Origin of the sequence: Hymenobacter persicinus, from assembly GCF_004167665.1 — a bacterium.
Classification (GTDB): domain Bacteria; phylum Bacteroidota; class Bacteroidia; order Cytophagales; family Hymenobacteraceae; genus Hymenobacter; species Hymenobacter persicinus.
The window spans coordinates 37,566-53,043 of record NZ_SEWE01000021.1 but is presented as its reverse complement, the minus strand read 5'-3'; the positions used below and the strand labels follow the sequence as shown (position 1 = coordinate 53,043).

Annotated in this window: 12 protein-coding genes; 5 read left to right on the top strand and 7 right to left on the bottom strand. The window is 65.1% G+C overall.

Features of this window, described 5'->3' with window-relative positions:
• Positions 1–51: 51 nt before the first annotated feature.
• The 5 genes from EWM57_RS11525 to EWM57_RS11505 all read right to left on the bottom strand — a co-directional run bounded on the left by EWM57_RS11525 (position 52) and on the right by EWM57_RS11505 (position 4,564).
• A complete protein-coding gene (locus tag EWM57_RS11525; RefSeq protein WP_129921297.1) occupies positions 52–339 on the bottom strand; it encodes a hypothetical protein in 288 nt (95 codons plus the stop codon).
• Positions 340–502: 163 nt separating this feature from the next.
• On the bottom strand, positions 503–1,927 hold the full coding sequence (locus EWM57_RS11520; protein WP_129921296.1) for an alpha-amylase family glycosyl hydrolase: 1,425 nt from the start codon (positions 1,925–1,927) through the stop codon (positions 503–505).
• A gap of 135 nt (positions 1,928–2,062) precedes the next feature.
• Positions 2,063–2,458 carry a DUF983 domain-containing protein gene (locus EWM57_RS11515; RefSeq protein ID WP_242510051.1) on the bottom strand — a complete coding sequence of 132 codons (396 nt, stop codon included), beginning with the start codon at positions 2,456–2,458 and terminating at the stop codon, positions 2,063–2,065.
• 169 nt (positions 2,459–2,627) lie between these two features.
• Positions 2,628–3,491 (bottom strand): AraC family transcriptional regulator, encoded by an 864-nt coding sequence (locus tag EWM57_RS11510; protein WP_129921295.1) that lies wholly within the window; start codon positions 3,489–3,491, stop codon positions 2,628–2,630.
• Positions 3,492–3,613: 122 nt separating this feature from the next.
• The gene (locus EWM57_RS11505; protein WP_129921294.1) at positions 3,614–4,564 is read right to left on the bottom strand and encodes an aldo/keto reductase; all 951 of its coding nucleotides are present in this window, start codon (positions 4,562–4,564) and stop codon (positions 3,614–3,616) included.
• A 155-nt stretch (positions 4,565–4,719) separates the two neighbouring features.
• On the opposite strand from EWM57_RS11505, the gene EWM57_RS11500 reads away from it, so the two are divergent.
• From EWM57_RS11500 to EWM57_RS11490, 3 genes are all read left to right on the top strand, one after another.
• A complete protein-coding gene (locus EWM57_RS11500) occupies positions 4,720–5,157 on the top strand; it encodes a YciI family protein (RefSeq protein ID WP_165370494.1) in 438 nt (145 codons plus the stop codon).
• 130 nt (positions 5,158–5,287) lie between these two features.
• On the top strand, positions 5,288–6,091 hold the full coding sequence (locus EWM57_RS11495) for a class D beta-lactamase (protein ID WP_129921292.1): 804 nt from the start codon (positions 5,288–5,290) through the stop codon (positions 6,089–6,091).
• A 121-nt stretch (positions 6,092–6,212) separates the two neighbouring features.
• On the top strand, positions 6,213–7,595 hold the full coding sequence (locus EWM57_RS11490) for an OmpA family protein (RefSeq protein ID WP_129921291.1): 1,383 nt from the start codon (positions 6,213–6,215) through the stop codon (positions 7,593–7,595).
• An 81-nt stretch (positions 7,596–7,676) separates the two neighbouring features.
• Here the strand turns inward: EWM57_RS11490 and EWM57_RS11485 are convergent, their stop codons facing one another.
• Entirely contained in the window at positions 7,677–10,697 is a 3,021-nt protein-coding gene (locus tag EWM57_RS11485; RefSeq protein ID WP_129921290.1) for a TIM-barrel domain-containing protein, read from the bottom strand.
• Between the two features lie 119 nt (positions 10,698–10,816).
• On the opposite strand from EWM57_RS11485, the gene EWM57_RS11480 reads away from it, so the two are divergent.
• On the top strand, positions 10,817–11,206 hold the full coding sequence (locus EWM57_RS11480; protein WP_129921289.1) for a hypothetical protein: 390 nt from the start codon (positions 10,817–10,819) through the stop codon (positions 11,204–11,206).
• A 241-nt stretch (positions 11,207–11,447) separates the two neighbouring features.
• Here the strand turns inward: EWM57_RS11480 and ggt are convergent, their stop codons facing one another.
• On the bottom strand, positions 11,448–13,193 hold the full coding sequence (gene ggt / locus EWM57_RS11475; RefSeq protein WP_129921288.1) for a gamma-glutamyltransferase: 1,746 nt from the start codon (positions 13,191–13,193) through the stop codon (positions 11,448–11,450).
• Positions 13,194–13,414: 221 nt separating this feature from the next.
• Between ggt and EWM57_RS11470 the strand changes: the two genes are divergently transcribed.
• Positions 13,415–15,454 carry an alpha amylase C-terminal domain-containing protein gene (locus EWM57_RS11470; RefSeq protein WP_129921287.1) on the top strand — a complete coding sequence of 680 codons (2,040 nt, stop codon included), beginning with the start codon at positions 13,415–13,417 and terminating at the stop codon, positions 15,452–15,454.
• The last annotated feature ends 24 nt before the right edge of the window (positions 15,455–15,478 follow it).

Genomic DNA, 15,478 nt, shown 5'->3' with positions numbered 1-15,478 from the left:
CGGCTGCGGGAATGGCAGCCGGGCGTTTGGGAAAGCAAAGCCTTGCGAAAACTAGTCGCGGGGCTTGATTTTAGCTTTTTTACGCTTGTCTTTCACTTTCGCGTCGGCGGGTACAGTTTGCACCGGAGCGGTCTGGGTGACCGTCGTGGCCGGGTTCACGGTCGTCGTGGTCGATTCTACGGTTGTCGTCGAAGCAGGAGCAGGCGTCTCCACGATAACCGGCGCCGTCGTCGGAGCGGGCGTGGTAGTCGTTTGCTTGGTCGTTGTGGTGCTGGTCTGAGCACTGGCCGAGTAGGCACCCGTGACGAGCAAGGCGGCAGCAACAAGAAGCTTTTTCATGGGAGCAAGAGTTTTCAGTGGAAACTACGCCCGCTGCAATGCAGGAGCTTTATTGTAGAAGCCTCTAACGGAGCTTTACCGGGAATGTTGCCGACAGCGGGATTTTGTTTGCAATTTCATCGGCCGCCACGGTCCGCCTGCGGCTATTGGTCTGGGCATTGTCCTACTTTTCCGGAATCCGCTCATACACCGCGTAGCCGTGCGGGGGCAGCGAAACGACGGTGCCGGCCTCCAGGCGCCGGGGCTGCCCGGTGAAGATTTCGCGGTAAGAGCCCGCGGGCACCTCGGCCAGGGCCAGCTGCCGCGCCTGCGCCGCCACGTTCACTGCCACCACGATGCCGGCCTCGGCTTTCTGTCGCGCGAAGGCAACTACGTCGGGCGAGTCGGGGGTGGGCAGCACCAGCAGCCGGCTGCACGGGTCGCCGTTGAGCAGGGCCGGATGCTGCTTTTTGAGCGTGAGCAGCTTGGTGTAAAAGCCCGCCAGCGGGTAGCCCTGCCAGGCAATGGAATCTTTGTCGAAAAAGGAAAGGCGCTTTTTCAGGGCGGCTTCCTGCCCGCTATACACCATGGGCATGCCCGGCAGGGTGGCGGCCAGCACGGCCATGGGCAGCACGTTGGGCCCCAGCCGCTCATACTCGCTGCCGTCCCAGGCGTTGATGTCGTGGCTGCTGGTAAAGGTCATCAGGTACACGCTCGGCGGGTAGGTGCGGCGCTCCAGGGCCAGGTACTTGCCCAGGGCCGCCGTGGGCAGCTGGTGCCGGCCGATGCTGTCGAGCACGTCGTGCAGACGCAGGGCGTAGGTCATGTCGAAGGCCTTTTCAAGCAGGTGGGTGTTGGGGTCAAATTCGCCGGGCGGCAGAAACGTGGGCGGAAACAGCTCGTCCCACTCGGCCAGCATAAACACGGGCTTGATCTGCTCCAGGTCGTGGCGGGCATCTTCCCAGAAGTCGGTGGGCACCAGCCCAGCCACGTCGCAGCGGAAGCCGTCGAAGCCCACGTCGCGCACCCAGTACGCCATCGACTCGCGCATGTAGCGGCGCAGCGCGGGCCGGGTGTAGTCGAGGTCGATAACGTCCTGCCAGTCGGCCACGGGCGGGCGAAACTGGCCCTGGGGCGTTTTGGTAAACCAGTCGGGGTGGGTTTTGGCCAGCTCACTGTCCCAGCTGGTGTGGTTGCCGACCCAGTCCAGAATGACGTGCATGCCGAGCTGGTGGGCCTGGGCAATCAGGTGGCGCACGTCGTCCAGGGTGCCCAGGTCGGGGTTTACGGCCTGGTAGTCACGGATGGAGTAGGCGCTGCCGAGCTGGCCCTTACGCTTGAGTTCGCCGATGGGCTGAATCGGCATAATCCAGAGGATGCCCACGCCCATGCGCTGCAAACGCGGCAGGTGCTGCGCAAAGGCCTTGATAGTGCCTTCGGGCGTGTACTGGCGGATATTGACCTCGTAGATACTCGCGTTGCGGGCCCAGTCCGGGTGCCGGATGGAGTAGGCCGCCGGGGTGGGTGGGCATTGCTGGGTGGGTTGCTCGTGGGAGCAGCCGGCAAGGAAGCTGGCGCCCAGAAGCAGGGGCAGGAGTCGGTGGAGCATGCCCTAACTAACGGCTTTTTCGCCGGGAAAGACAGCCGGCCGCCCCGCAAAAAGCCCTCCGCAGCCCCCGCGGAGCGGACGGCCGCGGAGGGCTTTTTGCGGGGATTGAGCCGGTGGCTGGCCGCCAAACGGGCTTTAGCGCTGGGACTGGGAGGCGGCGTTGGGATTGTAGCTGATGCCGCCAAACAGGTACAGCATCAGGGCCCGGGAGTAGCGGATAACCAGCGGGGTGGTTAGCAGCACCGCTACCGTGACGCCCAGCACGTAGACCCACACCGGCGGGTCGCCGGCCAGGTAGTAAAGCAGCACGCCCACCACGACGAAAATGGCCACCGTGAAGCCGTAGCTCACGTACATGGCGCCCCAGTAGAAGCCGGGCTCCGGCTCCAAGGCCTGCCCGCAAACCGCGCAATGCGCCGGCATGGCCGAAAAGCGGGTGCTCAAGGCCGAGGTGCTGAAAATCTTGCCCTCGTGGCAGCGCGGGCAGCGCAGGTCAAGCAGAGCCAAGGCGGAAGAATCGATTCTGGACATAACAAGGGGAGGTTAGATAAGCGCAGGTCCCGGGCTGTTTACGCGGCCCCGACCGGAGCAGTCGAACCGGGAGGAAAGTTTCCCGCGGCCACTGCCCAGCCTGGTACTACAAAGGTCGGGCCCGCAAGGGGGAATAAAACCAGCTTTCTGCGGGCAGTTACCGGACAAATCAACGATTCTGCCGGTACGTCTCCGGGGTTTGGCCAGCGTGTTTGCGGAAGTAGCGCCCGAAATACGACGCATCTTCGAAGCCGAGCCGGTCGGCCACCTGAGCCACCGACAGCGCCGAGTGCCGCAGCAGGCGCCGGGCTTCCACCACAATGCGCTCCTGGATCAGGGCACTGGCGGTTTTGTTGAGCACCCGGCGGCACACCGCGTTCAGGTGGTTGGGCGTCAGGTGCAGCAGGGCGGCGTAGTCGGCCACGGCGTGGCGGGTGCGGAAGTGCTCATTGAGCAGGCGGCCGAAGTCGCGCACCTGCTGGGCGCCCAGGCCCGCACTCCGGCCCGGCGCCGCCGAGTAGTGCCGCGTGGCCAGCTCCAGACTCAGGTGCAGGTAGGAACGAAACACGTCGGCTTGGTTGGCAAACGGGCTTTGGCTTTCGGCCAGCAGCCGCTCAAACAGCGGGTAGATTTCCGCCTCTCCCGGCGGCAGATTCAGCACCGGCGCGTTGGGGCTGCCAAAAAACGGGTACTCGTAGAGGGTGCTGCCGGGGTAGCGGAATAGGTAGAAGTCGGCGTCGAAAAACACAATCAGGCCCTGGGCATCGTCGGACAGCTGCCAGCTGTGGACCTGGCCCGGGGTCATGAAAAACAGGCTGCCGGGCTGCACCGGGTAGTCGAGCAAATCGATGGTGTGGGTGCCCCGGCCCCGCGTGACGTAGAGCAGCAGGTAGAAGTCGTGGGCGTGGGGCACGCTGATGCCGGGAAACCGGCTGACGTGGGTGGCCAGCTGCTCGACGTAGTATTGCTGCCGCGGCCGGGCCGGCTGCGGAAACGACGCAATGGCAAAGACCGGCGGAGCGGGAGGTTTCATGCGCAGCGGCGAAGGGAAAAGCGAAAATCGGCAGCGCCGGCCGGATTCCGGTTGGGGCGGACAAAAAAAGACCGGCCCACCGGGTTCAGCGGCGGGTCCGGTCCGGTACGTTCAGCAAAAAGCTAGGCGCTGGCCTGGCCTAGTTCGCGCAGGTCGTCGGAGCTGAGCTCCAGCTCGGTGGCCTTGAGTAGTTCCGTAACCTGCTCGGGGCTGGTGGCGCTGGCAATGGGGGCCGTCAGGCCGGGCTGGGCCATAATCCAGGCCAGGGCCACCTGGGCCGGGGTGGCCTGCTGCCGGGCTGCCACCGCATCGAGGGCGCGCAGTATCCGCAGACCTTTCTCGTTGAGGTATTTCTGGCCCACGCCGCCGCCCCGGGCGCTTTTCTGCAGGTCGGCCTCGGTGCGGTATTTGCCGGTCAGGAAGCCCGCGGCCAGCCCGTAGTAGGGAATCACGCCCACGTGCTGCTCCTGGCACAGCGGCAGCAGGTGCTGCTCGAAGTCGGCGCGGTCGTAGAGGTTGTAGAGGGGCTGCAGGCTTTCGTAGCGGGGCAGGCCGAGCCGGGCGCTGGTCTCCATGGACTCGCGCAGCCGCTCGGCCGAGAAGTTGGAGGCCCCGATAACGCGCACCTTGCCGGCCTTCACCAGCTCGTCGTAGGCGCGCAGGGTTTCCTCCACCGGCACCGTGGGGTCGTCTTTGTGCGACTGGTACAGGTCGATGTAATCGGTTTGCAGACGCTTGAGCGAGCCTTCCACGGCCCGCAGAATGTAGTCCTTGGCCAGGCCCTTGTGGGTGTCGTTGACTTCCCAGCCGACCTTGGTGGCAATGATGATATCGTCGCGGCGGCCGCGCTGCCGGAGCCAGTTGCCGATGATAGTTTCCGACTCGCCGCCCACGTGGCCCGGCACCCACACCGAGTAGCCGTCGGCCGTGTCGATGGCGTTGCCGCCCCCGCCCACGAAGGCGTCCAGAATGCGGAAGGAAGTGGCCTGGTCGGCGGTCCAGCCAAACACGTTGCCGCCCAGCACGAGCGGGGCCAGCTGCAGGTCGGATTGTCCGAGAGTTCGTTTTTGCATAACGGAAAAGTAAGCTGGTAGAAGCCTATACTACCTGCTCAGGGGGGAGAATTGTTTTGGGCCGGCAAAACCGCAGACGCGCCGGGCTCGTTCATTAAAGCCGAAAAAGGGCAGTTGGCTCGTGCAGTTGGATGTGCCACCCATTTCCCAGGCAGATGAAAAAAGTCCACCTCTTCCTCATGCTGAGCGGCCTCGTGCTCAGCTCCGCCCCCGGCGCGCTGGCTCAGCGCAAGGCGTCGGCCGCGGCCACCGCGGGCCGGCAGCAAGCCCGGCAGGTGCGTGATCTGGCCGCCCAGACCACGTACTATATGGTGCTGCTGAAAGCGCCCAAAGACCCCGAAACTAATATTGAAGCCGCGGCTTCGGTGCGGGCCGCCCACATGGCGTTTTTGCAGCAGCTGCGGCAGGAAGGCAAGCTGGCGCTGGCCGGCAGCTGCCCCGGCGCCGACCAGAACCTGCACAGCATGTATCTGCTCAAAGTCACGGATCTGGCGGCGGCCCAGGTGCTTACCGCCACCGACCCGAGCGTGAAGCTGGGCCGGCTCACGGCCGAGGTGTATCCGTGGGTGGGGCAAACTAGCGGCAAGCTCTAGGGCGACCTATATTGCGGGAGGCTTTTCAGGCACAGTGCTTGTAAAGACGCAACGCACGGCGCCGGACGGTGTCGTTTGCTTCCGCCCGGCACCAGTGCCGGGCGGCCTCCTGCTTTATTCTTCGCCGCTGATGCGTCTAGTACTATTTTTTGGCCTGCTGCTCGCCCAGACGGGGGCCCTGGCTCAGGCTCTGACCGAGCGTAACTTCCAGAAGCACTTCGACGACTACGGCGTGCGGGGCTCGTTTCTGCTCTTCGACCAGAGTGCCAACCGCTTCACGGCCTACAACGTGGCCCGCTGCAACGAAGGCTTTCTGCCTGGGGCCACCTTCCAGATTCCGGCCGTGCTCATCGGCCTCGATACCGGCGTGCTCAAGGATACCACCCAACTGCTGCACTACGACGGCACCCCGCCCGCCGATCCGCAGTTCAGCAAGGACGTAACCGTGGGCTGGGCCATTCGGCAGAAGTGCGAGCCCTGCTTCCAGCAGCTTTCCCGCGACATTGGCGTGAAGCGCTACCAGCAGAAGCTCATGGGCCTCAAGTTTGGCAGCATGGTGGTGATGCCCGAAAGCCTGGACAGCTTCTGGCAGGCGGGCATGTCGCGCGTCTCGCAGTTTCAGCAGGTCGCGTTTCTGCGCCGCCTCTACAACCAGCAGCTCCCCCTTACGCCCCAGAGCCAGGCCCAGACCAAGCGCCTGTTCCGGTTGCAGAGCCGGCCGGGCTGGACCCTGTACGGTAAGCTTGGCAAAACCCGGCGCGGCAAGATGAGCAATGGCTGGTTTGTGGGCTGGCTGGAGCAGGCCGGCAGCGTGTACTTTTTCGCCCTCAACATCGAACCCAAGGACGGTAAAGACGCCAACGAGCAGTTTCTCAAGGGTCGCCGCGAAATCACGGAGCATTTGCTGCAGGAGCTCAGCCTGATGCCCAATTAGTTGTTGCCAAGAACGCAGAAGCAGTTCCGGCCCGCTACGGAGTATATATTAATATCTAAATTATCGACTTATAAAGCTCAGTCACGTAGGAGGGGAATCTTTCACCCTAATTCCTACCATCATGAGTCAGAATCTGTTAGCGCTGGTCCAGGATTACTTCACCGGCGACACCGTCCGTCAGACCAGCACGGCCCTTGGAGAAAGTGAAAGCGGCGTGGGGACGGCCCTGAAAAGCGTGGTTCCGTTGGCGCTGGCGGCCTTGTTTGCCCGCTCCCAGCAGTCCGGCGGCCTCTCCGATGTGTTTAGTATGTCCCAGCAGGCGCACAGTACGGGCCTGCTCAATAACCTGGGCGGCCTGCTCGGCGGCCTGGGCAGCGGCACCATGACTGCCAATACCACCAGCACCACCGACGGCGGCCTGCTCAACCGCGGCGCCGAGCTTTTGCGCTCCGTGCTGGGCGGCGGCTACTCCACGGCCGTGGAAGGCGTCAGCCAGCAGTCGGGAGTGCGTACCTCGTCGGTGGGCAGCCTGCTGAGCATGGCCGTGCCGGTGGTGCTGGGGCTGCTGGGCCGGCACGCGGCCCAAAACAACCTCGATGAGCGCGGCCTGGGAACCTACCTGGGCGAGCAGCGCAGCTCCATTACGGGCGCCTTGAGCAGCCTGCCCGGCAACCTGGGCGGCATCCTCTCGACGCTGGGTCTGGGTGGGGCCGCCGCCGCGATGGGTAGCGCAGCGCACAACGTGGGCAACGCCATGGACAACACGGCCCACCGCGTGGCCGGCGGCGTGCGCGGGGCCGTGACCGAAGTGGAACGCAACACGCCTTCGCGCTGGCCCTGGCTGCTGGCGGCCCTGCTGGCCCTGGCCGCCATCTGGTGGCTGATGCGCAGCTGTGACCGGAAGCCCGAGCCGGCCGCCACAACCACCGAAACCGTCACGACGGACACCACCGCCATGGCGCCGGCCGCGCCCGCGCCCGCCGCGGCGCCCACCGGCCGCTACGATGCCAGCACCGGCAATTACATCTACGACATCGGTACCGACACCCAGGTGAAGCTGCCCGACGGCACCGTGCTGAACATAGGCAGCAACTCGGTGGAAAGCCGCCTGTTTAACTTCCTCAACGACGCCAACCAGACCGTCAGCGACGATAAAACTCAGGGTTGGATGAGTCTGGACCGGGTGTACTTCAACACGGGCAAGTCCACGCTCACGGCCGAGTCGCAGGCTCAGCTGAAAAACATTGCGGCCATCTTAAAAGCTTTCCCCAACGCAGCCCTCAAGCTGGGCGGCTACACCGATAACGTGGGCAAGGCCGATATGAACCTGACCCTGAGCGCCGACCGCGCCAACGCGGCCCGCAAAGCCCTGCTCAACAACGGTGTCGACGCGGGTCGGGTAGCGGCCGAAGGCTACGGCCAGGAGCACCCCATTGCCTCCAACGATACGCCCGAAGGCAAGGCCCAAAACCGCCGCGTCGACGTGCGCGTGACGAAAAAGTAAGCCGGGCATAATTCAGTGAAAAAGCCCGCTCCACGCAAGTGGGGCGGGCTTTTTTTGCGCCGGTGCCGGCTGCGGAGCGGCCTACCTGCCGGACGGTAACATGACCAGCTGCTGGTGCTGGCCGTTGAGTTCCGCGCTATAGACGCCGCCCGCAACGGGCTGGCCGGCCTCGTTGCGGCCGTCCCAGAGGAGCGTGTGCGCGCCGACCGGCCGGAAACCTGGCGTGAGCGTGCGCACGAGCGTGCCAGCGGCGTTGCGGATGCGGAGGGGGTAGGCGCCGGGTGTGAGCAGGGAATAGCGCAGCGTGGTGCTGCCGACGAAGGTGCGGCTGTCGGGGGCTTCGAGGGTAGCAGGCTCCGGGGCGCTGCCCTGGGTGGCCGTGGTGGTTAGCTTCAGCCCCCGAATCGACACCTGAACCGACTTGCTTTCGAGCAGAAACTGAAGCCGGAGCTGGCCGGTGGCAGGGTCGTAGTGCCATTCGGTGGGCGGCACCGTTTCGCCGTCGAGCAGCACGGCGGCGGGGGCGGCGGCCACCCGTGGTACCAGCAGCTCGATGGTGCGCCAGCCCGGAGCCGTGGCGTAGGATTTGCCCGCCACGCTCACCGTAATATCGGTCTGGGCAGCGCTGGTCTGGCCCGTAAACGAAATCAGCTGGAACATCTGGGTCTGCCCCACCAATGCGGATTTGCCGTCGTCGTCGTACAACGTGAAGCTAGAGGCAGGCACGGCCGGGTCGGCATAGTAGCGCACCCGCAGCGTGTCGGTGCGGTAGTGGGCGGTGGTGTTGACGTAGGGCGCCAATGGCAGAAACGCCCCGGCCCGCACCAGCAGCGGAATCCGGGCCAGCGGGGCGGGCACGGCCACCGTGCGGCCCCCAGTCAGGGTCTGATTCGAGTAGAAGTCAATCCAGCGGCCGGCGGGCAGCACCACGTTGCGGCGGCGCTGCCCGGGATGCATCACCGGAGCCACCAGCAGGTTCGGGCCCAGCAAATACTGGTCGTTGACGTTGGCCAGGGCTTCATTTTGCTGCTGACCTTCCTGCCAGCGGCGGTTGACTGTAAATGCTTCGGCTCGGGCTCCGGCCCAGGTTGAATTGTCCGTAAACCCGGCCGCTTTTTCCTCGGCGCTGAGGCTCCCTACTTCGCCAGAACTATCAGCCGCCCCACCGGGCCTGGAGGCAAAGTGGGTGGGCCCGTAGTTCATCGGGCGCACCAGCGGGGTGCCGGTCTGCGAGTTTTCCCAGGCCAGGGTGTAGAGGTAGGGCAGCAGCTCGTAGCGCAGGTGAGTGGCGTTGCGCACGCTGCTGCGGTAGGGCTCGGGGTACCAGTAGGGCTCGGGAGCCACCACGGCGTGGGGGCGCAGTACCGGCCCCAGGCTGGCCAGCTGCATCCAGCGGGTGTACAGCTCAGCATCGGTGTTGGAGCCGGCAAAGCCGCCCGCGTCGGAGTGCATGTAGCCCACGCCGCCCATGCCCATGCCCAGGATAATCGGAATCTGGGCCTGGTAGCCCGACCATGACCGGCTCACGTCGCCGGACCACGGAAACACGCTGTTGCGCTGCATACCGGCCCAGCCCGAGCGCACGAGGTTGAACAGCCGCTCATCCCGGTACTGCTCGGCGTATTTCTTGGCGAAAATATCCGACCAGGCCAGCCCGTAAGCATTGTGCAGGGCCCGGGTGGAGCCCTTCAGGTGGTGCATGTCGAGCGGATGGTTTTCGGGCTCACCCAGGTCGCTCCACCAGCCGGCCACGCCTTCTTCCTTGCGGCGCTTGTAGTAGGTCCAGAGCCAGTCCTGGGTTTCGGGCCGGAACATGTCGAGCAGCGTGGCGGGCCCGGCCCAGAACGAGGCCACGGTGTAGGCCCGGCCCCGCTCGTCGGTGCCGACCAGCTCCCGGGCCCGCACTTCGGCATCGTTGCGGGAGGTGCGCATCACGTAGGGCTCCGAAATCAGCACCGTTTTCACCCCCGCCGAGTCGAGGCGGCGCAGCATGGTGGCGGGCTTGGGAAAGGCATTGTAGTCCCACTCCAGGTTGCCCTGGTCCTTGGTGGTGCCAAACCAGTACAGATCGAGCACCAGGGCGTCGAGGGGGAAATCGGCGCGGCGCATGCGGCGGGCTACCTGCTCGGTTTCGAGCTGGCTGCGGTAGCCAAATCGACTTTGCAGCAGGCCCAGGGCCCAGCGCGGGGGCAGGGGCTGGCGGCCGGTGAGCTGGGTATAGCGGTCCAGGATTTCGGCGTAGGAGCTGCCGGCAATGATGAAGTAGCCCAGGTTGACGAGGTTTTCGCCGCTGTACTCGAGCACGTCCTTCCGCGTGGCGCCCAAATCGAGCGTGGCGGCCGTGTAATGATCAAATAGCAGGGCGTACCCCCGGCTCGACACCACTACGGGCAGGGTAATACCCAGGTTGGCAGCCCCGTTCTGGAAGCCGTAGTGAGCCTGATTGTAGAGCTCCAGCCGACGGCCCCGGCGGTCCAGGGGCAGGGCCCGGGAGCCGGTGCCGTAGAGGTGCTCCCCCGGGCTCAGCCGAAACGAAACGCCGGTGCCGCCGGGCCCGGAAGCTTCGCTGGTGCGCCGCTGAAACACGCCAGCGGCTTCGGAGACGAGGGTTTCGCCCTGTTGTCGGTAGCTCACCCGCAGCGGGTTTTTCTGGATGACGACCGTGCCGGTAACCGTGCTGCCCGCTAGCTGCGGCCACACCAGCTCATTGGCCGTGCTGCGCACCAGGCTGCCGTCGGGCTGCCGATTGTTCAGGTAAGTCTCCAGCTTGCGGTTGGGCTGGGGCGGCCGGGGCACTTGCACCACGCTGACGGAAGCATCGGGCTTAACGGCGCTGCCCAGCGGAAAAAACTCCACCCGAATGACGCCTTCGGCCCAGGGCCGGATGCGCAGCGTGCCGCCGTCGGTGCTCTGGATGCTTAGAATGCCGTCGTCGTAGGTGTGGCTGCGGTAGTTGCCGATGCTCACCGGGGTAGCCGGCACTTCGCGCTTGGCAAACGGGTCCTGAGTGGGCGGACCGGCTTCGCGCTGGGCGTAGGCGGCCGGAACCAAGGGTGAAAATAGCAGGGAAAGCAGCAGGGCGCGGCGGAAACGGGCAGGCATGGCGGCAAAAGTCAATGGGCCCGGCAAGATACTGCGGCCCCGCCCGCGGCACCAACTTTCCGAGCAACGACGCGGCCGAATCTGGCGTAGAGCGTAATTCAACCCCAACTCCTACCGCCATGGCCCTGACTTCCGCCACCCTCAACGACGAACTTTACCAAACCAACCTGTCGCTGGGCGACCTGTTCAACAACCACACGTTTGCCCACGACCCCAGCGGCCTGATTCCGCTGATTGACCACTGGGCGCCCTACCTGCAAAATTCCAGCAGCTCGGTGACCACCACGGCCGCCGCCGCCCTGAACCAGCTGCGGGAATACGTGCAAACCGGCGACCGGGCCAACACCAGCGCCCTGCTCCAGCAGCTGGGCGAGCAGGCCTCCAAGTCGGCCAGCAACGTGCACGACTGGGTGGGCAACCACGGCCACAACGGCATCGGCGACCAGCTGCGCCACCTGGGCCAGCTGCTCATCATGGCCTCGGGCAACCTGCGCAACTACGTGCGGTAAGTGGTGAGATGGTGAAATTGTGAAATGGTGAGTTTGCCGTTCAAATGGTGCAGAGCTGCGCTATTTGCCCTAATCTTGCCCTGAATTAGCCTGAAATTTGATGCCCAAAAAAGCCCTTGCGCCAGCTGACGCAAGGGCTTTTTGCTTTTTCAATCAAAAGGCGGATTACAACACGTTACACCCGCGCCACCAGCGCATAACCGCGCCGTCAGAACGTCAACTCACCATTTCACCATCTCACCTAATACCCCTGGGCGGAGTCGTCGCCGCGGGGGTCGGCGCCGCCTTCGAGCCGGCCGTCGGGGAGCACCCGGATGGCGTCGATGCGGCCCCAGCGGCCCCGGGGCTTGAGCACGTAGCCGCGCTGGCGCAGGGAGTCGATGCCCACCGGCAGCAGGGAGTTTTCTTCGACGTCAATCTGGTCGGGCAGCCACTGGTGGTGCAGGCGCGGGGCGGCCACGGCCTGCTGCATGGTCATGCCGTAGTCGTACACGTGCACGATGGCCTGCAGCACGCTGGTGATAATGGTGCTGCCCCCGGGCGTGCCGACCACCATTTCCAGTTTGCCATTCCGAGTCAGGATGGCGGGCGTCATCGAGGACAGCATCCGCTTGCCGGGGGCAATGGCGTTGGCCGTGCCGCCCACCAAGCCGTAGGAATTGGGCACGCCGGGCTTGCTGCTGAAGTCGTCCATTTCGTTGTTGAGCAGGAAGCCCGCTCCGGCCACCACCACCTTGCTGCCGTAGGCCCCGTTAAGGGTGGTCGTGCAGCTCACCGCGTTGCCCAGCGCATCCACGATGCTGTAGTGCGTGGTCTGGTCCGACTCGTAGCCGGCAATGCCCGCCCCGGCCGTCACGTCCCGGCTGGGCGTGGCGCGGAAGGGCTGCATGGTGGCCATGCGCTGCCGGTTGTAGCTTTTATCGAGCAGCTGCGCCACGGGCACCTGGCCGAAGTCCGGGTCGCCGAGGTAGGTGGCGCGGTCGGCATACACGCGGCGCTCCGCTTCGGTTATCCAGTGCGTGGCCTGGGGGGAGTGCCAGCCGGCTTTCTGCAAATCGTATGGCTCGAGCATCTGCAGCATCTGCAACAGCGCCACGCCCCCGGAGGAGGGCGGTGGAAACGTCAGCACGTCGTGGCCGCGGTACTGCCCGTGCAGCGGGGTGCGCCACTTGGGCTGGTAGGCTTTCAGGTCGGCTTTGGTGATGATGCCCTTGCCGCGCTGCATTTCGGCCACGATAAAGTCGGCGGTGGCCCCCTCGTAGAAGCCCGCGCGGCCCTGGTCACGGATGCGCGCCAGGGTCCGGGCCAGCTCCGGGTAGCGAATCACGTCGCCGGGGTGCCAGGTGCCCGGAATCAGGTAGGCATTGTAGGGGTTGACCTTGGCAAAATCGTTTTTGGTGCTGTTCAGGCCCGCCGCTTCCTTGTCGGTGAGCGGCAGGCCCTGGGTGGCCAGATCCACGGCGGGCTGCACCACGTCTTTCCACGGCAGCTTGCCCAGCTTCTGGTGCAGCGCCTCCATGCCCGCCACGGTGCCCGGCACGCCCGCGGCCCGGTGGCCCAGAATGCTCAGGTTGGGTATCACGTTGCCCTGCGCGTCCAGGTACATGTCGCGCGTGGCGGCGGCGGGGGCCGTTTCGCGGAAGTCGAGGGCGCCCTCCTGCCCGTCGGCGCCGCGGTACAGCAAAAAACCGCCCCCGCCGATATTGCCGGCCGCCGGCAGCGCCACGGCCAGGGCAAACTGCACGGCCACGGCCGCATCGTAGGCGTTGCCGCCCCGGCGCAGAATCTCGACGCCGATGCGTGAGGCCGCCGGGTGCGCCGATACCACCAGGGCTTTGCTCGCCGTGATGCCGGCCGTGGCAGCGGGCAGCAGGGCGTAGGTGGCCGCGGCCGGTGAGGTTGTGGAACTGGTCGAATGGGAGGGCGGCGCGGCGGTGCAGTAGGTCAGCAGCGCCGTCAGGCCCAGCAGGGGCAGGCGAGAAGTCATGCGGTGAAGGTAAGGCTCCGCCGCAAATCATGCCGCTCGTCCGTAGTAGGATTGTTTCAGAAGTAGAAAACCATCCTACAATTGCCGGAGGCCGTGAAAAGTAGGATGAATCCAGAAAATAAAATCACTCCTACTAAGGCTGTCCGGCCGCCGCTGCCGATGGATTTGTTTCGTAGTTCATTCGTAATTGTAGCTTTGGGCCAAACCTGCTCCGTTCTGCTATGACCACCGCCGACTCCACCGCTTCCGCTCCCGTGCTGCCCTTGGTGCAGCACGATTCCTGGCTGGCGCCCTACGAGCCCATCCTGCTGGCCCGGCAGGCGCGCCTGGCCCAGCGTCTGGCCGACATCACGGCCCAATACGGCTCGTTGGTGAAGTTTGCCTCCGCCCACCAGCGCCTGGGCCTCACCTACGACGGGCGCCGCCGGGGTTACTGGTTTCGGGAGTGGGCGCCAGCGGCCAACTACTTGGCGTTGATTGGCGACTTCAACCAGTGGGACCGGGGCGCTGATCCGCTGCAACAGGGCCCTGATGGAGTCTGGGAGGCCTTCTTTCCCGACAAGGAGTACGCCGGCCGCCTCACCCACGGCAGCCGCTACAAGGTGCACGTAGGCGCCGCCAACGGGGGCAAGGACCGGCTGCCGGCCACCCTGCGCCGGGCCGTGCAGGACGAGCATACCAAGGACTTTGCCGGCCAGGTCTGGCGCCCCGAAACCCCGTTTGCCTGGTCTGATCAGAAATTCCGCATTCAGAACTACGTGCGGGAGCCGTTTATCTACGAGGCCCACGTGGGCATGGCTACCGAGGAATACCGGCTCGGCACCTACCTGGAATTTGCCGAAAAGGTGCTGCCCCGGGTGCAGGCGCTGGGCTACAACTGCATCCAGCTGATGGCCATCATGGAGCACCCCTACTACGGCTCCTTCGGCTACCACGTGGCCAATTTCTTCGCCGCGTCCTCGCGCTTCGGCACGCCCGAGGAGCTCAAGCACCTCATCAACGAGGCCCACAACCGCGGCATTGCCGTGCTGCTCGACGTGGTGCATTCCCACGCCGTGAAAAATGAGGCCGAGGGCCTGGCCGACTTCGACGGCTCCGGCGGGCAGTATTTCCACCCTGGCGCGCGGGGCAACCACCCCGGCTGGGACTCCAAGCTGTTCGACTACGCCAAGCCCGAGGTGCAGCAGTTTCTGCTGTCGAATCTGCGCTACTGGCTCGATGAGTTCCACTTCGACGGCTTCCGCTTCGACGGGGTGACCAGCATGCTCTACCACCACCACGGCGAGGGCGTCAGCTTCGGTTCCTACGACCAGTATTTCGGACCCGAGGTGGACGAGGACGCGGTGTTGTACCTGCAGCTGGCCACCACGCTGGTGCACGAGATGAAGCGCGGGGCCCTGCTGATTGCCGAAGACATGAGCGGGATGCCCGGCCTGTGCCGGCCCATCAGCGAGGGCGGCATCGGCTTCGACTACCGCCTGGGCATGGGTATTCCCGACTACTGGATCAAGCTGCTCAAGCACCGCCGCGACGAAGACTGGAACCTGGGCGAGCTGTGGTACACGCTCACCAACCGCCGGGCCGGGGAAAAAACCGTGGCCTACGCCGAAAGCCACGACCAGGCCCTGGTCGGCGACAAAACCCTGGCCCACTGGCTGCTCGACGCGGCCATCTACGAGCACATGCATCGCGACGATGCCAGCCCCATTGTGGCCCGGGGCGTGGCCTTGCACAAGCTGATTCGCCTGCTCACGCTCAGCCTGGGCGGCGAGGCTTACCTGAGCTTTATCGGCAACGAGTTTGGCCACCCCGAGTGGGTCGACTTTCCCCGCGCCGGCAACGACTGGAGCTACCAGCACGCCCGCCGCCAGTGGAGCCTGCCCGACAACCCCGACCTGAAGTTTCAGTTTCTGCAGGCCTTCGACCAAGCCATGGTCACCACGGCCCGGCAGCGCCGGCTGCTGGCAGCTCCGCAAGCCCGGAAGCTCAACGAGGACGACACCAACCAAGTTCTGATTTTCGAGCGGGGCGGGCTGATTTTCGTGTTCAACTTCCACATCAGTGCCAGCATCCCCGACTACCGGTTCTTCGTGCCCCAGCCCGGCCGCTACCGCGTCATCCTCTCGTCCGACCACGCCGACTTCGGCGGCTTCCAGCGCGTCGACGACACGTTGACTTACGAGACATTCCGTGAAGACGGCGTCGACAAGCTCAGCCTCTACGTGACCAGCCGCACGGCCCTGGTGCTGGCCCGGGGGTAAGTTTAAGCCCACAAAAAAAGGCGG